At 69.4% G+C, this 21,228-nt stretch carries 23 protein-coding genes and 1 pseudogene; 8 read left to right on the forward strand and 16 right to left on the reverse strand.

Features of this window, described 5'->3' with window-relative positions:
• Positions 1-895, forward strand: a pseudogene (locus tag A5691_RS00740) (NAD(P)/FAD-dependent oxidoreductase); the annotation flags it as partial.
• A 518-nt stretch (positions 896-1,413) separates the two neighbouring features.
• Here the strand turns inward: A5691_RS00740 and A5691_RS00745 are convergent.
• The 5 genes from A5691_RS00745 to A5691_RS00765 all read right to left on the reverse strand — a co-directional run bounded on the left by A5691_RS00745 (position 1,414) and on the right by A5691_RS00765 (position 4,406).
• On the reverse strand, positions 1,414-1,947 hold the full coding sequence (locus A5691_RS00745) for a fasciclin domain-containing protein (protein WP_231975330.1): 534 nt from the start codon (positions 1,945-1,947) through the stop codon (positions 1,414-1,416).
• 350 nt (positions 1,948-2,297) lie between these two features.
• Positions 2,298-2,996, reverse strand: coding sequence for an anti-sigma factor (locus A5691_RS00750; RefSeq protein WP_067785515.1), 699 nt, complete (start codon positions 2,994-2,996; stop codon positions 2,298-2,300).
• Positions 2,993-3,556 (reverse strand): sigma-70 family RNA polymerase sigma factor, encoded by a 564-nt coding sequence (locus A5691_RS00755; RefSeq protein WP_067785525.1) that lies wholly within the window; start codon positions 3,554-3,556, stop codon positions 2,993-2,995. The genes A5691_RS00750 and A5691_RS00755 overlap by 4 nt, the downstream gene beginning before the upstream one ends.
• Positions 3,557-3,726: 170 nt before the next feature.
• Positions 3,727-4,038: a DUF202 domain-containing protein gene (locus tag A5691_RS00760; protein WP_067785512.1), complete on the reverse strand. Its 312-nt coding sequence runs from the start codon at positions 4,036-4,038 to the stop codon at positions 3,727-3,729.
• Positions 4,035-4,406, reverse strand: coding sequence for a YidH family protein (locus A5691_RS00765; protein ID WP_067785509.1), 372 nt, complete (start codon positions 4,404-4,406; stop codon positions 4,035-4,037). Before A5691_RS00765 ends, A5691_RS00760 begins: the two co-directional genes overlap by 4 nt.
• Positions 4,407-4,412: 6 nt before the next feature.
• On the opposite strand from A5691_RS00765, the gene A5691_RS00770 reads away from it, so the two are divergent.
• On the forward strand, positions 4,413-5,123 hold the full coding sequence (locus A5691_RS00770) for a haloacid dehalogenase type II (RefSeq protein ID WP_082950077.1): 711 nt from the start codon (positions 4,413-4,415) through the stop codon (positions 5,121-5,123).
• Here the strand turns inward: A5691_RS00770 and A5691_RS00775 are convergent, their stop codons facing one another.
• The 4 genes from A5691_RS00775 to A5691_RS00790 all read right to left on the reverse strand — a co-directional run bounded on the left by A5691_RS00775 (position 5,124) and on the right by A5691_RS00790 (position 7,848).
• Complete coding sequence (locus A5691_RS00775) at positions 5,124-5,522, reverse strand: hypothetical protein (protein ID WP_231975329.1); 399 nt, start codon at positions 5,520-5,522, stop codon at positions 5,124-5,126. It abuts the gene before it with no gap.
• Between the two features lie 51 nt (positions 5,523-5,573).
• The gene (locus A5691_RS00780) at positions 5,574-6,113 is read right to left on the reverse strand and encodes an ester cyclase (protein ID WP_067783982.1); all 540 of its coding nucleotides are present in this window, start codon (positions 6,111-6,113) and stop codon (positions 5,574-5,576) included.
• A 96-nt stretch (positions 6,114-6,209) separates the two neighbouring features.
• On the reverse strand, positions 6,210-7,505 hold the full coding sequence (locus tag A5691_RS00785) for a cytochrome P450 (RefSeq protein ID WP_067783984.1): 1,296 nt from the start codon (positions 7,503-7,505) through the stop codon (positions 6,210-6,212).
• 10 nt (positions 7,506-7,515) lie between these two features.
• Positions 7,516-7,848: an MmpS family transport accessory protein gene (locus A5691_RS00790; RefSeq protein WP_197499162.1), complete on the reverse strand. Its 333-nt coding sequence runs from the start codon at positions 7,846-7,848 to the stop codon at positions 7,516-7,518.
• Between the two features lie 107 nt (positions 7,849-7,955).
• Here A5691_RS00790 and A5691_RS00795 point away from each other — a divergent pair, with 107 nt between their 5' ends.
• Both A5691_RS00795 and A5691_RS00800 read left to right on the forward strand, forming a co-directional pair.
• On the forward strand, positions 7,956-9,041 hold the full coding sequence (locus A5691_RS00795) for a dihydrodipicolinate reductase (RefSeq protein WP_067749629.1): 1,086 nt from the start codon (positions 7,956-7,958) through the stop codon (positions 9,039-9,041).
• A 107-nt stretch (positions 9,042-9,148) separates the two neighbouring features.
• Positions 9,149-10,807 carry an Hsp70 family protein gene (locus A5691_RS00800; protein ID WP_068015476.1) on the forward strand — a complete coding sequence of 553 codons (1,659 nt, stop codon included), beginning with the start codon at positions 9,149-9,151 and terminating at the stop codon, positions 10,805-10,807.
• A gap of 19 nt (positions 10,808-10,826) precedes the next feature.
• Here the strand turns inward: A5691_RS00800 and A5691_RS00805 are convergent, their stop codons facing one another.
• From A5691_RS00805 to A5691_RS00815, 3 genes are all read right to left on the reverse strand, one after another.
• Entirely contained in the window at positions 10,827-11,213 is a 387-nt protein-coding gene (locus A5691_RS00805; protein ID WP_067749633.1) for a hypothetical protein, read from the reverse strand.
• 70 nt (positions 11,214-11,283) lie between these two features.
• Positions 11,284-12,381: an SAM-dependent methyltransferase gene (locus A5691_RS00810; RefSeq protein ID WP_067890622.1), complete on the reverse strand. Its 1,098-nt coding sequence runs from the start codon at positions 12,379-12,381 to the stop codon at positions 11,284-11,286.
• 16 nt (positions 12,382-12,397) lie between these two features.
• Positions 12,398-13,354 (reverse strand): SDR family oxidoreductase, encoded by a 957-nt coding sequence (locus A5691_RS00815; protein ID WP_068015478.1) that lies wholly within the window; start codon positions 13,352-13,354, stop codon positions 12,398-12,400.
• Positions 13,355-13,427: 73 nt separating this feature from the next.
• Between A5691_RS00815 and A5691_RS00820 the strand changes: the two genes are divergently transcribed.
• On the forward strand, positions 13,428-14,147 hold the full coding sequence (locus A5691_RS00820; protein ID WP_068015480.1) for an SHOCT domain-containing protein: 720 nt from the start codon (positions 13,428-13,430) through the stop codon (positions 14,145-14,147).
• A 128-nt stretch (positions 14,148-14,275) separates the two neighbouring features.
• On the opposite strand, the gene A5691_RS00825 is transcribed toward A5691_RS00820, so the two are convergent.
• Together A5691_RS00825 and A5691_RS00830 are read right to left on the reverse strand one after the other, a co-directional pair.
• Positions 14,276-14,899, reverse strand: coding sequence for an MBL fold metallo-hydrolase (locus tag A5691_RS00825; RefSeq protein ID WP_067749640.1), 624 nt, complete (start codon positions 14,897-14,899; stop codon positions 14,276-14,278).
• A complete protein-coding gene (locus tag A5691_RS00830) occupies positions 14,899-15,984 on the reverse strand; it encodes an S-(hydroxymethyl)mycothiol dehydrogenase (RefSeq protein WP_067749642.1) in 1,086 nt (361 codons plus the stop codon). The genes A5691_RS00825 and A5691_RS00830 overlap by 1 nt, the downstream gene beginning before the upstream one ends.
• Positions 15,985-16,090: 106 nt before the next feature.
• On the opposite strand from A5691_RS00830, the gene A5691_RS00835 reads away from it, so the two are divergent.
• The 3 genes from A5691_RS00835 to A5691_RS00845 all read left to right on the forward strand — a co-directional run bounded on the left by A5691_RS00835 (position 16,091) and on the right by A5691_RS00845 (position 18,636).
• Complete coding sequence (locus A5691_RS00835) at positions 16,091-17,164, forward strand: class I SAM-dependent methyltransferase (protein WP_068015483.1); 1,074 nt, start codon at positions 16,091-16,093, stop codon at positions 17,162-17,164.
• Entirely contained in the window at positions 17,164-17,982 is an 819-nt protein-coding gene (locus A5691_RS00840) for a serine hydrolase (protein ID WP_068015486.1), read from the forward strand. Before A5691_RS00835 ends, A5691_RS00840 begins: the two co-directional genes overlap by 1 nt.
• Before the next feature lie 141 nt (positions 17,983-18,123).
• Positions 18,124-18,636, forward strand: a complete 513-nt coding sequence (locus A5691_RS00845) for a DUF3145 domain-containing protein (protein ID WP_067749648.1) — start codon at positions 18,124-18,126, stop codon at positions 18,634-18,636.
• A gap of 64 nt (positions 18,637-18,700) precedes the next feature.
• Here A5691_RS00845 and A5691_RS00850 read toward each other — a convergent pair whose 3' ends face one another.
• Together A5691_RS00850 and A5691_RS00855 are read right to left on the reverse strand one after the other, a co-directional pair.
• Entirely contained in the window at positions 18,701-19,618 is a 918-nt protein-coding gene (locus A5691_RS00850) for a diacylglycerol kinase (protein WP_067749650.1), read from the reverse strand.
• Positions 19,615-21,195 (reverse strand): FAD-binding oxidoreductase, encoded by a 1,581-nt coding sequence (locus tag A5691_RS00855; protein ID WP_369827044.1) that lies wholly within the window; start codon positions 21,193-21,195, stop codon positions 19,615-19,617. Before A5691_RS00855 ends, A5691_RS00850 begins: the two co-directional genes overlap by 4 nt.
• Between the last annotated feature and the right edge of the window lie 33 nt (positions 21,196-21,228).

The following is a 21,228-nucleotide window of genomic DNA, read 5'->3' on the forward strand; positions in this document are numbered from 1 at the left end:
GGGGAAACTCAAAGTCGAACTTGGGCAGCACATGCGTCGCGGTGCGCTGGTACACGGTCAATTCCCCAGCCTGTTCGCCCGGGTGCCGGTGGCGCAGCGGACGCTGCGGTGGGTGACCGACATCCTCCTCGAAATCATCATGGTCGTCGGAGCGCTGCACTTCCGGGAGTCCCGCGGTCGGGGGAACATCTCTGCATCCGACCTGGCCAAGATCAACCGATTCCGGTGGATCCGGGACAAGAAACTGCGCGCCAGGCTGACGCCGGACTACGACCTCGGCTGCAAGCGGCCAACCTTTTCCAACGGCTTCTACCGCGCGTTCACCAAGCCGAACGTGCACCTGGAGACCGACTCGATCGCACGGATCGAGTCGGACGGCATCGTCACCGTCGACGGGCGCAAGACCGTCATCGACACCCTGGTCCTGGCGACCGGTTTCGACCTGTGGGAGGCCAACTTCCCGGCCATCGAGGTGGTCGGCCGCAAGGGCCGCAACCTGGGCAAGTGGTGGCGAGAGACCCGCTTCCAGGCCTACCAGGGCCTCTCGATGCCCTACTTCCCGAACTACCTGAGCCTGGCCAGCCCGTTCGCCTTCTCCGGGCTGTCCTTCTTCCACACCATCGAATACCAGATGCGGCACATGGACCGGCTGCTCGGCGAGGTCAAGCGCCGCGGTGCGACGACCTTCGAGGTGACCGAAGAGGCCAACGACCGATTCATGGAGCGGATGACCAAGCGGCTGGACAACACGGTGTTCTACGCCGGGAACTGCGCGACGTCGCGTTCGTACTACTTCAGCCCCAGCGGCGAGGCCTCGCTGCTGCGACCGACCTCGACGTTGAACTCGGTGCGGGAAGCCGCGACATTCCCGCTCAGCGACTACGTCATCGCCTAACGCCACACCCGCCACACCAGCCCCGGCCGCCCCGACGGCGGAAGCGGGCGGGTGTTTGCCCGCCTCGTAGCGACAACGCCGGGGTAGGCGCGGTTGTCGCTGTGAGGCGGGCAGTTCGGCGTCCGTCTGCTTTCCGGTGACGGGTGAGGCGGGCGGGGCGCCAGCTTTTCGGCGAATCTCCGTTTGCCCCCGCAGTCGGCGGGGTAACCGAACAAGGCGCGATCCCCAACCGATGCGAAAGGCGGTGTGGCCCAATGGAAACACTGTGCCGTTGGTGCGCCTGCTTGGCGGCGCCCCTTGCGTTCGTGTTGGGCAACATGGACGCGCCCGCGCATTCGGTCGCCTACTCGCACGTAGAGCTCTCGGCCGCCGTACAGGTCAGCGACCGCTGACCGATCGTCTCGCCGTGGGCCGCTAGCGCATCGCCACACCAGCCTCTGGCCGGGCGCAAGCGGCCGGCTGCAAGACCGCTTGACTTCCCGGGGAGGCCGGTGTGGCGAGCGGGACCGAGTGCGCCGTTACGCCGGCGGCAGCAGCACCGTGTCGATCATGTACACCGTCGCGTTGGCGGTCGGTACGCCGCCGCAGACCAGGCCCGCGTTGTTGACCCGCAGGCCGTTGCCCTGGCCGGTCACCGTGACGTTCGCGCCCTGAACGGTCTTGTGCGAGCCGGCGACCTTGGCCGGACTCAGCTGGCCGGGCACCACGTGATAGGTCAGGATGCTGGTCAGCAACCTGGAATCCGTCTTCAGTTGGTCGATCGTCTGCGCCGGCAGCTTGCCGAATGCGGCGTCGGTCGGAGCGAAGACCGTGTACTGCCCATTGTTCAGCGTCTCGACCAGGTTGACATTCGGGTTCAGCTTGCCCGACAGCGCGGAGGTCAGGGTGGTCAACGCGGGGTTGTTGGACGCCGCCACCGCCACCGGAACCTGCGACATTCCTTCCACCGACGCCGGGCCGCTGGGGTTGGCTGCCGCGTAATCAGAGCACCCGGGGCCCACCAAATCGGCCGCTGCCGCGGTGGGAGCGGTCACCACACCCAGACCCAGCATCGCCGCCACCGCGAACCCCTTCGCCGCCACCGACGTCCTGTGTGACTTCATCGCCTTTGACTCCTTTGGTTGGTCCGACATTTGACAGCGATTCGGAGCCCGAACACCTTCGGATGGGTGCCGGGGCAGAAGTTTCTAGCCGTAGTTGAACGAATACACCTGCAGCCCTTGGTCGGGGCGACCTCGAGGGTTCTGATTGCAGGCGATCGCCGGAGACGATCTGATGTGACGTCGGCGGGCCGCCGATGGGAATGGCGACGGATCGTCCGTCCGGAAGAGTGGGCGGGTGGTCGAAAGTGGTTGTGCCGACGCCGCGGACGGGCCACGATTTTCCGGGAGCCGTGCGCCGCTCAGCCGAGGGGCAGCGCGGCCAGGAACGTCCCCGTCGGACGTGGGGACCCGGTGCCCGGTTCGACGGTGAACGCCAGGCTGGTGGACGACCCCAGGTTGGTGAGCGTCGCGGTCGTCGACGGCGCCACCGCGGCGGTGCCCATCGTCCCGGCCGACGTCGGCCCCTTGTCGCTCAGCAGCCACATCTGGTAGACGGTCCCGGGCTTCGGCGGCGGGACGTTGTTCATCACCAGCACGCCGGCGTTGCGGTCGTGGGAAAAGACAACGGTCGCAGTGCCATTGCCGAGCGGTCCCGACACGGTGCGCACGTCCGGGGCCGCGAACACCTGCTCGGCGATCGTGGACGGTGGATGCGGACGCAGCAGTATGCCGATGCCGAATGCGGCGGCGCCGACCACCACCGCTGCCGCCGCGGCCCCCAAAAGGGCGGCGCGCCAACCGTATCTGCGTTCGCCGTGTGCGGGTATCGCCGCCAGCGTCGCGGCCCGCAGGTGCGCCGGTGGTTCGACGGCTGTCGTCGCCGAGATGACCGCCAGCGTCTCGCGGACGGCACGAACCTCGTCGTCGAAGGCCGCCGCCACCGACCGTGGCGCGGCCGCCAGCCGCCGCTCGATGTCGGCCCGCTCCTCGTCGGACACGGCGTCCAACGCGTACGGCGTTGCCAGCTCGAGCAATTCGAATTCGTTCGGTTCCGTCATGGCACATCCAGGCAGTTACGCAAGGCACGCAGCGCGTCGCGCATGCGCGACTTGACCGTCGACAGATTCGCCGCCAGCCGGTCCGACACTTGGCTGTAGGTGAGTCCGTCGTAGTACGCCAACTGGATACACTCCCGCTGCGTGTCGGTCAACGCGCCCAGGCATTCGGCGACGCGGCGGCGCTCGTCGCCGGCGATCGCCGATTCGGCGACCACATCACTGGCGGGGTCGGCGCTGGCCGCGGCGTAGCGGGAATCCCGCCTGCCGGAAGCCTCCTCGGACCGCACCCGGTCGACGGCCCGCCGGTGCGCGATGGTCAGCAGCCAGGACAGAGCCGACCCCCTGCTGGAGTCGTAGTCCGGCGCCGTCCGCCACACCTCGCAGTAGACCTCCTGGGTGGTCTCCTCGCTGTAGCCGGAATCGCGTAGCACCCGCATCACCATGCCGTACACCCGACTCTTTGTGAGGTCGTAGACCGCGGCGAAGGCGTCGCGGTCGCCGCGCGCGACCTGGTGCAGCAGCGCGTCCAGGTCCTTGCTGGGCGTGGGCGGTCCGGTCATCGATCGGTAGCCTAGCGCCCGGCGCGCCGCCGAAGGATCGAGTTTGTCGCCCTGCTGCGGCAACCCGATGCCGCAGCAGGGCGGCGGGGTGCCCGGACCTGTCCACGCTGGTGATTCGTAGCCGAAGATCGCGCGGATGACGTCGACCCCGTTGACGACGAAATACGCTGCTAGATCAGCTGGGCGACCGTAGTCACGGCGACGAGCAGCAGGACGGCGACCCCGACGATGTAGACCTGCCGCCGCGGCGTGACGCGCGGCGGAATGGGGCGCTGCTGCAGAACCCGCTGGCGCCGAACGGCGATCACGAACGTCGCCAACGCCACCGCGCCGGCGAGGCCGGCCGGGATGAAGGCGGCGGGCCCGACCGGGCCGTGCAGATTCCTGATCATCAGCAGGGCGCCGTTGCCCAGAAACGCGAACGAGGTCCGCGTCCAGGCCAGGATCGTCCGCTCCACCGGGCCACCCGGCGCGTCGGTCAATGCATCACCGCCTTGGCGATCACCAGTCCGAGCGCCACGATCGCGACCAGCGTGAGCCCGATCGCTAGGTAGGTCGGCGAGGGATGCCGGGGCAGCGGCCGCCCGTGGCGCATCGCGTCATCCGCCTGCCGCCAGCGCAGCAGGCCCATCCCGCTGGTGAGGATCGCGAGCACCGCGAGCCCCACCGCCAGCACCCGGCGGGCGCCCGGGACGGCGAGCTCGGGGACCAGCTGGACGAGCGCGACCGCCGCGGCGAGCAACCCCAGCGCGGTGCGCTGCCAGGCCAGGAAGGTCCGCTCGTTGGCGAAGGTGAACCGGTAGTCGGGCTCTAGCTCGTCGGCGCAGTCGGTGTCGGCCACGACGCACATCGTTGCATGATGAAGCCTGTGGTCAAGGCTCTGCTGTTCGACGTGCAAGGCACGGCGACGGACTTTCATTCGACCGTCTGCGACGAGGCGCGGCGGATCAGCGCCGGGCGGCACCCGGAAGCGGACTGGCCCGAGGTGGTAAGGCGTTGGCGCGCAGGCTACTTCACGACGCTGGAGGCGGCGCGGTCCCGTCAGAGCGGGTGGGTGTCGGTGCACTCGGTGTATCGGCGGTCGCTCGACGCCATCCTGGACGAGCGCGGCATCGCATTCACAGCGGCCGAAAGGGACGAGCTGACGCAGGCCTGGCGGCGGCTGAAACCCTGGCCGGACGTGGTGCCCGGGCTGACGCGCCTGAAAGCCGGGTACACGCTGGCCACCCTGTCCAACGCCGACGTGTCGGCCGTCGTCGAGATCTCCAAACGGGCGGGCCTGCCGTGGGATGCGGTGTTCGCCGCGGAGATGGCCGGGGTGTTCAAGCCCGACCCGGCCATCTATCGGATGGCCGCGACCTACCTCGGCCTCGAAACCGCCGAGATCATGATGGTGGCCAGCCACAAATACGACATCCGCGCCGCGGCCGCAATCGGATTCCGGACCGCCTTCGTCGCGCGCCCGATGGAGTTCGGGGCCGACGGCCAGGCCGACGTGGCCTATTCCGACGAGTTCGACGTCAACGCGTCCGACTTCTTGGACCTGGCGGCACAACTCGGCCGCTGATCAGCGGCGCGCCGACCCGGTCAGGGGTTGCCCGGTGGCGGACTGCAGCAGGCAGATGACGGTGCTGGGCGTGGGGTCCGCGCCGGTCCGGTCCTGGTTCGAGTCGATGAGAAACGTGATCGAGAACGGGCTGCCGTCGACGGATCGCCCGGTGTACGGGGCGAATCCGTCGTTGCAGTCCTTGTTGGCGACGATGGCGACGGCTTTGTCGACGGCCAAGGGACCGCGCAGGTACACCTCGGCCAAATGTGGTGTGGCGCAGTCGACGGCGGTGACGGTCACCCGGCTCAGGTCGATCGGCGGGAGGTCGGCCACGCAGTCGCCGACCTGCAGGTCGATCCACTTCACGGTGTGCGAGGTGGTGGGGGCGGCCGCGGCGCCGGGGCAGGCGGCCAGCATCGCCGCGACGGTCAGGCCGCCCAACGCGTAAAGGCCACGCATGCAGAGAGTCTAGGCACCCGTGAGCGCCGGGTCGGGCTTTTCCGACGACATCGACAGGAAGCCGCGCGCGCAGCGCGCGGCCAGCAGCCAGTTCGCTGGCTTCTTCATGTCCAGCCCGCCGAGCAGCTGTTTGATCATGGTCAGCGTGTCGAAGTAAATACGTTCGCAGACAAGGGTTTCGGTGTCGTCGAAGACGAAGTAGGCGGTCATCCGGACCCGGAACCGGCTGCCGGTGGGCGGGACCTTGCCCAGGTAACCGCGATGGGTGCCCATCAACCAGAACTCGACGATCACCGCGTCGGCGCTGTGGCGCAGCGCGATGATCTCGTGGTCCTGGTCGGGAAAGGCGGTGCGCGTGTAGGTGTAGTAGTCGCGCACCGCCCTGTCGCCGTCGTGCACGATCATCTGCGGGATCAGCTCGTAGCGCGGATGCGGGAACGTCGCCAACACGTCGTCCCAGTCCTGGCGGACCTCGTCGTGGAAATGGTCGAGCACGAGCTTCTCGCGGGCGGCCAGCACCTCCGGGTTAGGAAACTCGGGAATCGTCATGCAGGTAACGATAAACCTGGTCGAGCAGACACAAACTCGCACAATTTTGCTGCGCTCAGTGCGAGTTTGTGTCTGCTCGCGGAGCCGGACTGAGCGCTACCGGGGCGGGGTCCAGGCGACCGGCAGGGCCTTGATGCCGTGGATGAACTGCGACAGCAGCCGCGCGGGCTCGTCGGTCGCGACGATGTCGGGTATCTCGCGGCGCAATTCGTCGAAGACGACCCGGATCTCGCGGCGGGCGAGGTTGGCGCCCAGGCAGAAATGCGCCCCGCCGCCGCCGAATCCGAAATGCGGGTTGGGGGAGCGCGCCACGTCGAACTGCCAGGGATTGGCGAACTTCGACTCGTCGCGGTTGGCCGAGTTGTACCACAGCACGGCCTTGTCTCCCTCGGCCAGCTTGGTGCCGCTGAGCTTGAAATCACGGGTCAGGGTGCGCCGCATGTAGACCACCGGCGAGGCCCACCGCACGATCTCCTCGACGGCGGTCGGCGCCAGCCGGTCGAAGTTGGCCCACCACTTGTCCCGTTCGTCGGGGTAGCGGGACAGCGCCAGCACGCCGTGGCTGATCGCGTTGCGCGTCGTCTCGTTGCCGGCTACCACCAGCAGGATGAAGAACGACGCGATCTCCGCCGACGACAGCCGTTCACCGTCGACCTCGGCCTCGACCAGGCTGGTGGTCAGGTCGTCGTGGTGATTGACGCGGCGGTCCTCGGCGAGCGCGGTCGCGTACGCGCCGATGTCCATCGAGATCTTCAGGAACTCGTCGAAGTCGGTCGTCAGGTCGGGGTCACCGAACCCGAGAATCACGTTGGTCCAGTGGAAGATTCGCTGATGGTCGTCCTCGGGGATGCCCATCATGTCGCAGATGATCTGCAGCGGCAGCGGCCCCGCGAGCTCGGTGACCAGATCGGCCTCGCCGTCGGGGTGGTTGGCGATCAGCGACGCGACCAGCCGGCGGGCGCGCTCGCGCACCGACGCCTCGATGCGCGCCACCACCTTCGGCGTGAACGCGCGGCTGACGATCGAGCGCAGCCTTTGGTGCCGAGGATCGTCGAGCACGATCATCGACCCGAAGTACTCGGCGATCTCCGGCGCGTTGTCGTTGACCGTGATGTTGGGGGTGCTGCTGAAGATCTCCGGGTGACGGCTGGCGAAGTGCACGTCGTCGTGGCGGCTGAGCGACCAATAACCCTCGCCCGCCACGAATCCCTCCATCTCGATCGCGGGCCAGAACGACAGCGGGGCCTCGCGACGCAACGTGGCGAACGCGCCGTCGCGGAAGTCGTCGTCCAGACCCCAGAAGTCGAGCGATTCCAGATGGATGTCGGAGAGCGGGACCTCCGGCGGAGGCGCCCCGTTGGTTCGCGTCGCGATACCCGTCTTCAGACTCACAGGACCTCCGTTAATGGGTGCATACGGTCCGGCCGCCGGCCGACTGCGCGTCGGCGACGACGTTGCCGTCGAGCAGGATCCGGCAGCGGATGGGGCCGACCCCCTGCGCGCTGACCACGAACACCTGGCCCCCGAAGGCGGTGAATTCCGTCGACCACGGCAGCGGCGCATTCACCTGGTGCAGCTGTCCGTTGTCGGTCTGGTACGAGATGTACTGCGCGACGCCGGTACCGGTCACCTCGTAACGGGCCTGGGGCATCTGGGGGAGGGCGTGCGCCACGCCCGGGGCCGCCGCGACGGCGACGGCGAACAGGATCGAGAGCCCGCGCACATGCTTGGTCATGATTTGCATCGTGTCACCACACGCGGTGCTAGGGAAGGTTTCCGGCCAAGGCGACGACCGGCCCGGTCTAGTGTGAGTCCCACGGGGGCTGGTACGGGAAGGTGAGTATGTCGGAACACGGTTCAAAACGTGTGGTGGTCTGGGGCACCGGCTTCGTCGGCAAGATGGTGATCGCCGAGATCGTCAAGCATCCGCTGTTCGAGTTGGTGGGTGTCGGCGTCAGCAATCCCGACAAGGTCGGCCGCGACGTCGGCGACATCTGCGGGCTGCCCGAGCCGGTGGGCATCAAGGCCACCGACGACGTCGACGCCCTGATCGCGCTGCAGCCCGACGCGCTGGTGCACTACGGCCCGACGGCGATGCACGCCAAGGACAACATCGCGCTGATCACCCGCTTCCTGCGGGCCGGCATCGACGTGTGCTCGACCGCGATGACCCCCTGGGTGTGGCCGACGATGCACCTCAACCCGCCGCAGTGGATCGCGCCCATCACCGAAGCCTGCGAGCTGGGGGAGTCGTCCTGCTTCACCACCGGCATCGACCCGGGGTTCGCCAACGACCTGTTCCCCATGACGCTGATGGGCCTGTGCTCGGAGGTGCGCCGGGTGCGCGCGTCCGAGCTGCTCGACTACACCAACTACGAGGGTGACTACGAGGTCGAGATGGGCATCGGCCGCGAACCCGAATACAGCCCGATGCTCGAAGACTCCAACATGTTGATCTTCGCGTGGGGCGCCACGGTCCCGATGATCGCTCATGCCGCGGGCATCATGCTCGATGAGATCACCACCACCTGGGACAAGTGGGTGACGCCCACCGAGCGGCACACCGTCAAGGGCGTCATCAAGGCCGGGCACGTCGCCGCCGTCCGGTTCACCATTAACGGAATCTACAAGGGCGACACCAGGATTCAGCTCGAGCACGTCAACCGCATCGGCCTGGACGCCGCCCCCGACTGGCCGTCCGGCCACGACAACGACGTCTACCGGGTGGACATCGAGGGCACGCCCAGCATCTTCCAGGAGACCGCGTTCCGGTTCACCGACGGCTCGGGCCGCGACGCGGCCACGGCCGGGTGCCTGGCGACCGGGATGCGCGCCCTCAACGCGGTGCCGGCCGTCAACGACCTGCGGCCGGGCTGGGTCACGCCGCTGGACCTCCCGCTGATCGCGGGGACCGGCAACATTCGCTGACGCGCCGCACAGCCGGCACCTAGGTTGCGCTGAGACGCGGTACAGGTTTCCGCGGCACAATGACGGCGAGCCGGTTTGCGAGTCGCTGAGGTTTGGGGTTGGGATACATGGCCGATGGAGCTGAGACCGCGCTGGGACTGTCGATCGGGGCCACCAACCTGGCGGCCGTCGCCCCCGGCCAGGCCATCACCCGCAAGCCCGTCCTGACGCTGTACCCCGAGCGCGCCCCCGAGGTCGGCATCCCCGCCGAGAACCCGCGGCTCAACCAGCCCGGCCTGGTGCTGACCGGATTCGTCAACCGGGTCTCCGACCCCCGCGGCATCGTGGCGCCCGACGGCTCGGTGCACCGCGGCGAGCAACTGATCGCCGACGCCATGCGCGCGCTCGCCTACGCCGTCACCGGCGGGCGGCCCCTGCCCGAGAGCGTCGCCGTGACCTACCCCGCCCACTGGCCGTCCGCGGCGGTGGACGCGGTGGGCACGGCGCTGAGCTCGGTGGCCGAATGGTCCAACCGGGCCCGGCCCCTGCTGCTGATTCCCGACGCCGCCGCCACGCTCGTCGCCGCGCGCAACAACGCCGGCATCCCGGGCCGCGGCACGGTGGCGGTGTGCGACTTCGGCGGCACCGGCACCAGCGTCACCTTCCTGCGCGCCGACGGCGACTACCAGGCGCTGGCCCCGACCCTGCGGCTGCACGACTTCTCCGGCGACCTAATCGATCAGGCGCTGCTGAGCGCCGTCGTCGCCAACATGCCGAGCACCGCGTCCTTCGACCCGGCCGGCACCGTGGCGATCGGCTCGCTGAGCCGGCTGCGGACCGCGTGCCGAAACGCCAAGGAAGAGCTGTCGTTCAACACGGTCACCACGGTGGCCGACGGGCTGACCGGCGAAATCCGGGTCACCCGCGAGGAGCTCGACGACGCGATCCGCACCCCGCTGGACAGGTTCGTGGCCGTGTTGGAAAACGCGTTGGCGCGCAACGGGATTCAAGATCTGGTCGCGGTGGCATCCGCCGGCGGCGGGGCGCACATCCCGTCGATCACCACCACGCTGTCGCAGTACTTCCGTGTCCCGGTCATCACCACGGCGCGCCCGGAGCTGACGGCCGCGACCGGGGCCGCGCTGCGGGCGGCGCACGGGCCCGGGGAGGCGTTCGCGGCGGCGGCGACCGGGGCCGCGCCCGCCGCACCCGTCACGGCGACGGCGCAGGCGGCTCCAGTGGGGTCGGAGAGGCCGACGGGGGCCGCGCCCGCCATTGACATCGACGAGCCGCGCGAGCGGCCGATCGCCAAGCGCAAGAACCGCCTGTTTCGGCTGCCGGTGCTGGCCGCGATCGTCGGCGGGGCGGCCGCGGTTGCGCTCGTGGGGACCGCGGTCACGATCGGCCTGACCTCCTCGAACGACTCGGCGAACACGCCGGCTCCGGGCGTGACCAGCAGTCGGGCGCCCGCCCCGCCGCCCAATACCGCGACGGCGCAGCCGCCGCCCCCGACGCAAGAGGCTCCGCCGCCGTCGAGCACGGACACCAACCCGCCGGCCAACACCGAGACGCCGTCCAGCAGCGTCCCGTCAGCCAAACCGCAGCAGGCGCCCCCACTCGCGGCCGCGCCCGCCCGTCCGGTGGCCCCGCGGATCCCCGAGGTGCCGCCCATCCCGCCGGTGCCGGGTCTCAACGAACCCATCCCGGGGCTGGACCGCGTCAATCAGATCGTGCAGGGGATCGCGGGCGACTTGGGCATCAGCGGCATCCCTCAATTCGGCCCGTAGCGCGGAACGGGCCGACGGGTCAACCCTTTTCGCCCTTGTTCTCGGCGGCCGCGGCCTCTTTGAGCTTCTCGTTGAGCTCCTTGTCTTTCTCGATCTGTTCCTTCAACGCCTGCTCGTCGCGCTCGTCGTCGGAATTTTCGGCCTTCGAGTCGGTACCCTCGGGAACCTCGTGCTTGGGATTGCCGTCCTCGTCCAGCCAGTCGTTGACGGCGGTGCCGGATACGCTCCCGCCGGTGCCGGGGAGCACGATGGTCGGCTTCTCCTTATAGGCCTCCATCATCTCGGCGGCCTTCGCTTTATCGTCCTCGTCAGGCTCGGGCTTTTCCGTCAGCTTCTGATCGGTGTCCTCGTCAGCCGACTTGAGATCGGCGTCCTGGTCAGCCGACTTGTCGTCCTGCACGCTCATGCAATAACCCCCTCGCAATCGCAGGTCGCGATTGTCGGGGGTTACCCGTTGCCGGGATGTGTCGAAACTCTCACGCACCGGATCGTTCGCGTTTGACCAGCTCGACCAAGGCCAGGGGGATTCGCATCGGCTCGGGTGCGCTTGCCAGCCGAACCGCGACCGCGCGCTCGAGCTGATCGACGAACTCGCGGGCCCGGGCGTCGTCGACCCCGCCGTCCAGCCCGCGCACCAGGGCGGGAAACAGCGCCGCGCGGGCGAAGGCAGCCCACTGCGCGCCGAAGGCCTCGGCGTCGCGGTCGGCTTGAAAGCGGGCCCAGAATCGGTCCTCGGCGTTGAACATCTCCAGCTGGTCGATCGTCAGGCCCTCGAAGCGCCCACTGGGCGCGAACGGGGCGCGGAAGTCCTTCTCGCCGCGGGCGAAGGTGGGAATGGTCATCCGCCGCGCCTCGTCCTCGCGCACCAGGCCGTCGCGCACGCGCTCCCGCAGCCCCTCGAGCATCGCGTCGATCAGCGTCGGGAACCCCGTCGTGCCGTCTTCGTCGAGCGCGATCGTCATCACCACCAGCCGCCCCTCGGGGGCCAGCTCGCGGCCCCGGAACGCGACGAAGTTGTGCCAGTCCAGCGCCGCGCGCTCGGCGTACGCCGCGCGCGCCGCGGCGTCGCTGCTGTAGGCGACGTGCACGTGATCGTGCACCTCCCCGGGCATCGCGCTCAGCCACTGCGTCGCCCACGACGACCAGCCGAGGTTGACCGTCTTGGACGGCACGATCTGGTCGTAGAAAGAACGGCCGATCGACGACGCGAACGTCGCGTTGTCGAGCTGCAGGTAGCTCTCCGGGTCGTCTTCCAGGGTGTGGAAGAGCGCCGAGAAGTCGTTGTCCGGTATGTCGGTGTGCGCCACCAGGATTGCGTGGTCGTGACGGGTACGGCGGCGCAGCACCGCGATGGCGGCCGCGAGGGGCTTCAGCGAATTGTGGCCGTTGGCGGCGCCGTAGTCGGCGATGACGATGGGCTGCGGCGGCTTGGGCAGCGCCACCTGCTCGGCGGCGCGCTCGAACATCGCGATGGCCGGCGCCAGCCCGGCGGCCTGCAGCCGCGACGACTGGGTGTAAACGGGCTCGGGCCGAACCACAATGCTCGATTCGGGCATCCTTGGCTCAGGCCGCATGTCCCAACGATAGTCGTCAGTCCGGCTTCGGGTAGCTGACGCCGGTGAGCCGCTCGGAAAGCTCCCAAAGTCGTTGGCAGTCAGCCTCGTTGCGGGCCGGCGCCGGGACCTTGGCCGGCCGGACGCCGCCGCCGGCCAGCTCCTGTAACCCGCGGGGCCCGTAGAACGCGCCGCCCTCGGCGTGCGGGGCGGCCGCCGCGTAGAGCGCAGGCAGGATTCCCTCGTCGATCTCCTGCCACAGGAACGGCGTGAAGCGCCAGGACGCCTTGTACAGCCGCTCCATCAGCGCGGGCTTCTCCCGGCCGTGCGAGGGCCCGGCGATCTGCAGGTTGGTCTTGGTCAGGCCCGGGTGCGCGGCGTTGGACACGATGCCCCAACCGCCCGCGCGGCCGCGCCGGTCCAGCTCGAGGGCGAACATCAGCACCGCGAGCTTCGACTGGCCGTACGCCGACATCGCCGCGTAGGACTTCTCGAAATTCGGGTCGTCGAAGTGGATCTTGCCGCTTTGGCGGGCCGCCAGGCTGCTCAGCGAGACGACGCGCGCCTTGCCGGCGGCGCGCAGCAGCGGCAGCACGTGCCCGGTCAGCGCGAAGTGCCCGAGATGGTTGCTGCCGAACTGCAATTCGAAGCCGTCGGCGGTGGTGTCGCGTTCCGGCGGCGTCATGACGCCGGCGTTGTTGATCAGGATGTCGATCGGGCGGCCCTCGGCGTTGAGTTGTTCACCCAGCGCGGCGACGGAGGCCAGCGACGACAGGTCCAGCGCGGCGATGGTCAGCTTGGCGTCCGGCACCGTCTTGCGGATTTGCTCGATCGCCCCCTCGCCCTTGGCGCGGTTGCGGATCGCCATCACGACGTCGGCGCCGGCGGCCGCGAGCCGGCGGGCCAGACCGAAGCCCAGGCCGCTGTTGGCACCCGTGACGATAGCCAGCTTGCCGGACAGGTCGGGGACCGTGGCGACGAGATCGTTGGCCATGCGTATCACTCCTTACCGGTTTCACCCGGCTCCCAGTGTGCGCCGTCTGCCGTCGCGGTGACACACTGCCTGGATGAGCAGCCGACGGCTCGCGAAGATTTCGCTGGCCGCTGCCATCGTCGTGATGGTCGTATCGGTGGGCGGCTTCATCGCCGCCCTGGTGCTCAACGCCTTCTTTCTGGACAAATACAACGCCTACGGTGAGGTGCCCGTCCCCGGGTCGGGCAGCCTCTACCTGCCCGCCGGTGATGTCACCATCAGCCTGCACACCGTCGTCATCAGCGGCCCCGACCGCGGGCTGCCGGTGCCGCCGCTGGGCGTCACGATCGCGCCGCCCGACGGCGTGGCGCAGCCCGTCGTGACCGAGAGCATCGGGACGACGACGACGGTCAACAACGACGCACACGTGCGGGTGTGGGTCGCCCGCGTCGCGTCGAGCGGCACCTACAACATCACGACCGACGGACAGGTCAACGGGTACATCGACCCGCGACTGGCCTTCGGCCACAAGAGTTCCTACGGCTTTGCGGTGTGGCTGTTCGTCGCCACGTTCGTGGTGGGCCTGGCCGGATCGGTGTTGTCGGGCCGGTGGCTGAGCCGCACCCGCCGCCGGGCCGTTGTGGCGGCGAATCCCTACTACGGGGCGCCGGTCGTGACCGCGGCGCCCGTCGAGCCGACCGACGAGGGGGTGCGCCTGGAGCGGCTCAAAACCCTTGCGGCGCTGCGTGACTCGGGGGCGCTGACCCAGGAGGAGTTCGAGGCCGAGAAGCGGCGGATCTTCGAGGGGCAATAGCCCGCCTGTCCGCGACCATTAGGCGACCCTCGGATTTGATATCGCCGGCGATATCAAATCCGGCGGCGGCATGGTGGTAGGAAACCGTTGCGCGTGTGACGGATGTGGCCGCCAGGGCGCGCGAACGCTCAGTGGCCCCGGGCCACCCACTCCTCGTAGTGCACGATCTCGTCGCCGATCGTGGTGTCATCGCCGTGGCCGGTGTGCACCAGCGTCTCGCCGGGCAATTTGCCCAACCGCTCGGAGATCGACTGCAGGATCGTCGGGAAATCCGAATAGGAGCGGCCGGTCGCACCCGGGCCGCCGGAGAACAGGGTGTCGCCGCTGAACACCACGCCCAGGTCGTGCGAATACCAGCACACCGATCCGGGCGAGTGGCCCGGGGTGTGCAACGCGCGCAGCTCGGTCCCGCCGATCTTGACCGTCTCGCCGTCGGACACGGAGCGGAACTCCTTGTCGGGGTGCGTCATTCGCCACAGGACCTCGTCGGCCGGGTGCAGCAGCACCGGCGCGTCGAGCGCCTCGCCCAGTTCCGGCGCGACCGTCACGTGGTCGTTGTGGCCGTGCGTGCACACCACCGCGACCACGTGCCGGCCGTCCACGGCCTCGATGATCGGCTCGGCCGTGTGCGCGGCGTCGAACACCACGACGTTGGAGTTGTCACCGATCAGCCAGATGTTGTTGTCGACTTCCCAACTGCCGCCGTCCAGTTCGAACGTGCCGTGGGTGACCACCTTCTGGATCTCGACCATTAGAGCACCACCACCGAACGCAACACCTTGCCCCCGTGCATCTTGTGGAAGGCCTCCTCGACGTCGCCGAGGCCGATGCGCTCGGAGACGAACTGCTCCAGCGGGAGCCGGCCCTGCAAATACAGATCGATCAGCGTCGGGAAGTCGCGTTCGGGCAGGCAATCGCCGTACCACGACGACTTCAGCGACCCGCCGTGGCTGAAGAAGTCGATCAGCGGCATCTCCAGCTTCATGTCGGGCGTCGGAACCCCCACCAGCACAACGGTTCCCGCGAGGTCGCGGGCGTAAAAGGCCTGCTTCCAGGTCTCCGGCCGGCCGACCGCGTCGATCGCCACGTTCACCCCGAACCCGTCGGTGAGGTCCTGGATCGCCTCGACGACATCGGCCTGGCGGGCGTTGACGGTGTGGGTGGCGCCGAACTTTCGGGCCCACTCCAGCTTGGTGTCGTCGGTGTCGACCGCGATGATCCGCCGGGCCCCGACCAGCGCGGCGCCGGCGATCGCGGCGTCCCCGACCCCGCCGCAGCCGATCACCGCGACCGTGTCGTCGCGGGTGACGCCGCCGGTGTTGATCGCCGCGCCGATGCCGGCCATCACCCCGCAGCCGAGCAGGCCCGCGACGGCCGGGTCGGCGGCGGGATCGACCTTGGTGCACTGCCCGGCGTGCACCAGCGTCTTGTCGGCGAACGCCCCGATGCCCAGCGCGGGCGTCAGTTCCGTGCCGTCGGTCAGCGTCATCTTCTGCGAGGCGTTGAACGTGTCGAAGCACAGGTGAGGGCGGCCGCGTTTGCAGGCCCGGCACTGGCCGCAGACGGCCCGCCAGTTCAGGATCACGAAGTCGCCCGGCTCGACCGCCGTCACGCCCGGCCCGACGGCCTCGACCCGGCCGGCGGCCTCGTGGCCGAGCAGGAACGGGTACTCGTCGTTGATGCCGCCCTCGCGGTAGGTCAGGTCGGTATGGCACACCCCGCAGGCGATGACGTCCACCAGGGCCTCACCGGGCCCCGGGTCGGGGACGACGATGTCGACCAGCTCGACGGGCTCGCCCTTCTTTCGTGAAATCACGCCGCGCACTGTCTGACTCATGGCCACCAAACTACGGTGTACCGTCGCTGACCATGCGCGCCGGGGACGATGCAGTGGGACCCCCACCCGCTTGCGGGGGACGAAACGATGACGAGGAGCGGCGCAGATGAACGCAGCACCCGAGACCGCCTCGGAAACCACCGACGAATTCACCGAACGAATCGCCGCGGCCATCGACGGCGCCAGCCTGACCCTGCTGCTGAGCATCGGGCACCAGACCGGTCTGCTCGACACGATGTCCGGGCTCGCGCCGGCCACCAGCGCCGAGATCGCCGAGGCGGCCGGCCTCAACGAGCGCTACGTGCGCGAATGGCTGGCCGGCATGACGACCGCGCACGTCGTCGACTATGACGCCGAGACCGCCACCTACTCGCTGCCCGCGCACCGTGCCGGCGTGCTGACCCGGGCGGCCGGGCCGGACAACCTCGCCCTGGTGACCCTGTTCGTCCCGCTGCTCGCCGAGGTCGAACAGAAGATCATCGGCTGCTTCCGCGACGGCGGCGGCCTGCATTACAGCGAGTTCCCCCGCTTCCACGCGCTGATGGCCGAGCAGAGCGGGGTGGTGTACGACAAGGCGCTGGTCGACGTGGTGCTGACGCTGGTGGACGGCCTCGTCGAACGCCTGCGGGACGGGGCCGACGTCGCGGACTTCGGCTGCGGCAGCGGCCACGCGATCAACGTGATGGCGCGCGCGTTCCCCGCCAGCCGCTTCACCGGCATCGACTTCTCCGACGAGGCGATCGCCGTCGGCGCCCGTGAGGCGGCCGACCTCGGCCTGGCGAACGCGACCTTCGAGAGCCACAACCTGGCCGAGTTGGACAAGGTCGAGGCCTACGACGTCATCACCGTGTTCGACGCCATCCACGACCAGGCCCAGCCCGCGCAGGTGCTGGAGAACATCTACCGCGCCCTGCGGCCCGGCGGCGTGCTGCTGATGGCCGACATCAAGGCGTCGAGCCGCCTCGAGGACAACGTCGGCGTTCCGATGAGCACCTACCTGTACACCACGTCGCTGATGCACTGCATGACGGTGTCGTTGGCGCTGGACGGCGCCGGGCTGGGCACGGCGTGGGGGACGCAGCTGGCCACCGCGATGCTGGCCGACGCCGGATTCGGCGACGTGCGGGTCGCCGAGATCGAGTCCGACCCGATCAACAACTACTACATCGCCCGAAAGTGATGGCGGCCCTCGACGCTCTGCGGGATTGGCCAGTCGAGGCCGCCGCCGCGGCGGTGATCGGACCCGACGGCGTGCTGGCCGGTCACGGCGACACCGAGCGGGTGTTCGTGCTGGCTTCGGTGACCAAGCCGCTGGTGGCCCGCGCGGTGCAGGTCGCCGTCGAAGAGGGCGTGGTCGACCTGAGCACCGCGGCCGGCCCGCCCGGGGCCACCGTGCGCCATCTGCTGGCGCACGCGTCGGGGCTGGCGTTGCAGAACGACCACGTGCTCGCCGCCCCCGGCGCGCGGCGCATCTACTCCAACCACGGCTTCACCGTGCTGGCCGAGACCGTGGAGCGCGAATCGGGCATCGAATTCGGCCGCTACCTAACCGAGGCGGTGTTCCAGCCGCTCGGGATGGCTTCCACCCGGCTGGACGGCGGCGCGGCGGCGGCGGGGTTCGGGGCGGTGTCCACGGTGGTTGACCTGGCGAAATTCGCCGGCGACCTGCTGCGGCCGGTGACTGTCTCCGCCGAGCTGCACGCCGAGGCGACGACGGTGCAGTTTCCCGGCCTGGACGGCGTGCTGCCCGGCTACGGCGTCCAGCGGCCCAACGACTGGGGGCTGGGCTTCGAGATTCGGGACGCCAAATCGCCGCACTGGACCGGCGCGCACAACTCGCCGCGCACCTACGGCCATTTCGGCCAGGCGGGTGGGTTCATCTGGGCAGATCCCGAACGGGAGCTGGCGCTGGTGGCCCTGACCAACCGCGATTTCGGGGAGTGGGCGCTGCAGCCGTGGCCGGCGTTCTCGGACGCCGTGGTCGCGGAATACGGCTGAGAAAAAATGCACACTAGCGCAACACGGGTATCACAAGGCACAATAGACACGCACGACACACAAAATAGTTAGACATCCTGCTTGCCAGGTCCCGCCAGGTCGTTGGGGAAGACGTCCCTCGCGGAACCGAAGGAGCAGGAAATGCGTGCGTCGAATCAATTCGCCGACGTGACGACTGGCGTGGTGTACGTGCACGCCTCGCCCGCGGCGGTGTGCCCGCATGTCGAGTGGGCGTTGTCGTCGACCCTTGGGGCGAAGGCGAACCTCACGTGGACCCCGCAGCCGGCCATGCCCGGACAGCTGCGGGCGGTCACCAACTGGGTCGGGCCGGTGGGCACCGGCGCCCGGCTGGCCAACGCCCTGCGGTCGTGGTCGGTGCTGCGGTTCGAGGTCACCGAGGACCCCAGCCCCGGAGTCGACGGCCAGCGGTTCAGCCACACCCCGCAGCTCGGCCTGTGGAGCGGGGCGATGAGCGCCAACGGCGACGTCATGGTCGGGGAGATGCGACTGCGGGCGCTGATGTCGCAGGGCGCCGACACCCTGGCCGCCGAGCTGGACACCGTGCTAGGAACGGCGTGGGACGACGCCCTGGAGGCCTACCGCGACGGCGGCGAGGTCGGCGAGGTGACCTGGCTCAGCCGCGGCGTCGGCTAGGTCTCCGCGGGAATGTGCGACGTCCGGATTTGATATCGCGGGCGATATCAAATCCGGTGGCCCGCTATTGGTCCCCGGCCCGGCGCAGGATCCGCAGCGCCCCCGCAACCGCGCTGATCTCCGCGGGCAGCGCGCAGGCGAAGTCGCCGTCGGCGTAGACGTTGATGCCGGGGCACTCGACGTGAATGGATCGGGCCCGCGTCGTGCTCACCTCGGCGAGGTCGATGTGGGTGCCCTTCATGACGGTGGGGAACAGGCGGACCAGCTTGGTGCGCGACGCCTCGTGCACCATCGTGATGTCGAGCAGGCCGTCGGTGGGGTCGGCGTGCGGGCAGATCAGCATGCCCCCGCCGTAGCTGCGGGTGTTGCCGAAGGCCGCCAGCGTGATGTCGGCGTCGATCTCGCGCGTCCCGTCGAGCACCATGCGGAAGGGCAGGAGCCGCAGCTGCGATAGCTCGGCGAGCATCGCGACGTAGTACCGCAACCGCCCGTGCGGCCAGCGCATCCGGTTGGCCCGGTCGGTCACCAGCGAGTCGAATCCGGTGGCCGCCACGGTGCCGAACCACTTCGTGGCCCCGTCGCTGTTGCGGATGCGGCCCAGATCGATCGTCTGGGTGAAACCTTCGACGATGATGTCCGCCGCGGCCTCGGGATCCTTGGTGGGAAGCCCGAATTCGCGGGCGTGGTCGTTGCCGGTCCCGGCCGCCACGATGCCGATCGGCACGTCGGTGCCCGCGAGCACCTGCAGCGCGTTGGAGACGACGCCGTCCCCGCCGGTCACCATTACCGCGTCGGCGCCCTTTTCCAGCGCGGCGCCCACCAGGTACCGCGCGTCTTGCGCGTCGTCGCCGATGATCTCGACGACCTCGACCCCGCGGTGGTGCAGCCGCGCGATCGCGAGCTGCGCCGCCCGGATCGCGGCGCCATGCCCCGAGACGGGATTGGTCAGCGCGATCACCTTCGCGATCTCGCGCCGGGTCATGGAATCAGCTTGCCCGGGTTGAGGATTCCGGCCGGGTCCAGGGTGGCCTTCACCGCGCGCAGCACCTGCACGCCCAGCTCGCCCACCTCGTCGCCCATCCAGGGGCGGTGGTCGGCGCCGACCGCATGGTGGTGGGTGATGGTCCCGCCGGTGGCCATGATCGCGTCGCACGCGGCCTTCTTGGCGGCCCACCATTGTTCGATCGGGTTGCCGCGCTGCCCGGCGACGACGGTGAAGTACAGCGACGCCCCGGTCGGGTAGACGTGCGAGATGTGGCACATCACCAACGCGGGCGTGCCGCTCGCGGCCAGAGCGTCCGTAAGCGCTTGCGTCACAGCGGCTTTGAGGGCCGCAACATTGGACCAGTCGGTGGCCGTCTCGAGCGTCTCGCACAGCGCGCCCGCCGACAGCAGCGAATCGCGCAGGTACGGCGCGCCGAAGCGCCCGTGCTCCCACGCCCGCGCCGGCGCTTCGCCCAGCGAGGTTCCGCCCTGCGCCGCCAGCAGGGCGCTGGTTTCGGCGTGCCGGCTTTCGACGTGTTCCTCGGTGCCTTCGAACACGGTGATGCCCAGGCAACCGCCGGTGATCTGGCTTTCCCCGATGGACTCGGTGGTGGCCAGGTTGACCCCGGTCTCGGCCTCGTCGGAAAGCCGGATGACCGTGGGGCCGGTCGCGGTTTGGGTGACGGCGCGCAGGGCTGCGGCGCCGGTCTCGAAGTCGGGGAAGGACCACGCCTCGTAGCGGACGGCCGCCGGGACCCGGTGCACGCGCAGCCGCACCCGGGTGATGACGCCGAAGACGCCCTCGGACCCGATCATCAGCTGGCGCAGGTCGGGGCCGGCCGCGGACTCGGGCGCGCGGCCCAGGTCCAGGGTGCCCACCGGCGTGACCACCCGCAGGCCGCGCACCATGTCGTTGAAGCGGCCGTAGCCCGCCGAGTCCTGCCCGGACGAGCGCGTGGCGGCGAAGCCGCCGATCGTCGCGTATTCGAAGCTCTGCGGGAAATGCCCGAGCGAAAAACCTTGGGCGCCAAGCATGCGTTCGGCATCCGGCCCGGTGACGCCGGCCCCGAACACGGCCTGGCCGGACACCTCGTCGAGGGAGAACAGTTGGTCGAGGCGGCGCAGGTCGAGCGACACCACGGCGGGGAACTCGCCGCGAATGGGATCCAGGCCGCCGACCACACTGGTGCCGCCGCCGAACGGAACCACGGCGATGTGGTGGTGGGAGCAGTAGCGCAGGATCGTGGCGACGGCGTCCTCGTCACCGGGCAGCAAGACCGCGTCGGGCGCGTCCTGCACGCCGGCGTCCTTGCGGCGCAGCAGATCGAGCGTGGACTTGCCGCCGGCGTGCAGCAGCCGGTCCCGGTCGTCGGTGCGGCAGTACTCGGCGCCGACGAGCTCGGCCAGCGCGTCGCGATGGGCCTGCGAGAGCGCCGACGGGCGCAGGCGCACCTGATCGGGTTGCAGCTCGGCGGCGCCGGAATCCTGCACGCCGACGGCCTGTTTCAGCAGCGTCCTTATGCCCTCGGAGAGCGGCTTGGCCGCGGCCGGATCCCCCCACGCGTTCCATTTCATCGGGGGGAGCAGGCCCTCGGGTTGCGTCATGCG

This window comes from Mycobacterium sp. E183, assembly GCF_001667735.1.
GTDB lineage: Bacteria > Actinomycetota > Actinomycetes > Mycobacteriales > Mycobacteriaceae > Mycobacterium.

Bases quoted from the DNA above. Each gene is read 5' to 3' on its own strand.
- A5691_RS00855 (WP_369827044.1), bottom strand. From the start codon at position 21,195: ATGAAATGGAACGCGTGGGGGGATCCGGCCGCGGCCAAGCCGCTCTCC.
- A5691_RS00755 (WP_067785525.1), bottom strand. From the start codon at position 3,556: ATGACCGGACCGCCCACGCCCAGCAAGGACCTGGACGCGCTGCTGCAC.
- A5691_RS00745 (WP_231975330.1), bottom strand. From the start codon at position 1,947: ATGCTGGGTCTGGGTGTGGTGACCGCTCCCACCGCGGCAGCGGCCGAT.
- A5691_RS00815 (WP_068015478.1), bottom strand. From the start codon at position 13,354: ATGGCCAACGATCTCGTCGCCACGGTCCCCGACCTGTCCGGCAAGCTG.
- A5691_RS00840 (WP_068015486.1), top strand. From the start codon at position 17,164: ATGGCGGCCCTCGACGCTCTGCGGGATTGGCCAGTCGAGGCCGCCGCC.
- A5691_RS00790 (WP_197499162.1), bottom strand. From the start codon at position 7,848: ATGACCAAGCATGTGCGCGGGCTCTCGATCCTGTTCGCCGTCGCCGTC.
- A5691_RS00850 (WP_067749650.1), bottom strand. From the start codon at position 19,618: ATGACCCGGCGCGAGATCGCGAAGGTGATCGCGCTGACCAATCCCGTC.
- A5691_RS00765 (WP_067785509.1), bottom strand. From the start codon at position 4,406: ATGTGCGTCGTGGCCGACACCGACTGCGCCGACGAGCTAGAGCCCGAC.
- A5691_RS00770 (WP_082950077.1), top strand. From the start codon at position 4,413: ATGATGAAGCCTGTGGTCAAGGCTCTGCTGTTCGACGTGCAAGGCACG.
- A5691_RS00795 (WP_067749629.1), top strand. From the start codon at position 7,956: ATGTCGGAACACGGTTCAAAACGTGTGGTGGTCTGGGGCACCGGCTTC.
- A5691_RS00835 (WP_068015483.1), top strand. From the start codon at position 16,091: ATGAACGCAGCACCCGAGACCGCCTCGGAAACCACCGACGAATTCACC.
- A5691_RS00750 (WP_067785515.1), bottom strand. From the start codon at position 2,996: ATGACGGAACCGAACGAATTCGAATTGCTCGAGCTGGCAACGCCGTAC.
- A5691_RS00830 (WP_067749642.1), bottom strand. From the start codon at position 15,984: ATGAGTCAGACAGTGCGCGGCGTGATTTCACGAAAGAAGGGCGAGCCC.
- A5691_RS00820 (WP_068015480.1), top strand. From the start codon at position 13,428: ATGAGCAGCCGACGGCTCGCGAAGATTTCGCTGGCCGCTGCCATCGTC.
- A5691_RS00775 (WP_231975329.1), bottom strand. From the start codon at position 5,522: ATGCTGGCCGCCTGCCCCGGCGCCGCGGCCGCCCCCACCACCTCGCAC.
- A5691_RS00825 (WP_067749640.1), bottom strand. From the start codon at position 14,899: ATGGTCGAGATCCAGAAGGTGGTCACCCACGGCACGTTCGAACTGGAC.
- A5691_RS00800 (WP_068015476.1), top strand. From the start codon at position 9,149: ATGGCCGATGGAGCTGAGACCGCGCTGGGACTGTCGATCGGGGCCACC.
- A5691_RS00780 (WP_067783982.1), bottom strand. From the start codon at position 6,113: ATGACGATTCCCGAGTTTCCTAACCCGGAGGTGCTGGCCGCCCGCGAG.
- A5691_RS00805 (WP_067749633.1), bottom strand. From the start codon at position 11,213: ATGAGCGTGCAGGACGACAAGTCGGCTGACCAGGACGCCGATCTCAAG.
- A5691_RS00810 (WP_067890622.1), bottom strand. From the start codon at position 12,381: ATGCGGCCTGAGCCAAGGATGCCCGAATCGAGCATTGTGGTTCGGCCC.
- A5691_RS00845 (WP_067749648.1), top strand. From the start codon at position 18,124: ATGCGTGCGTCGAATCAATTCGCCGACGTGACGACTGGCGTGGTGTAC.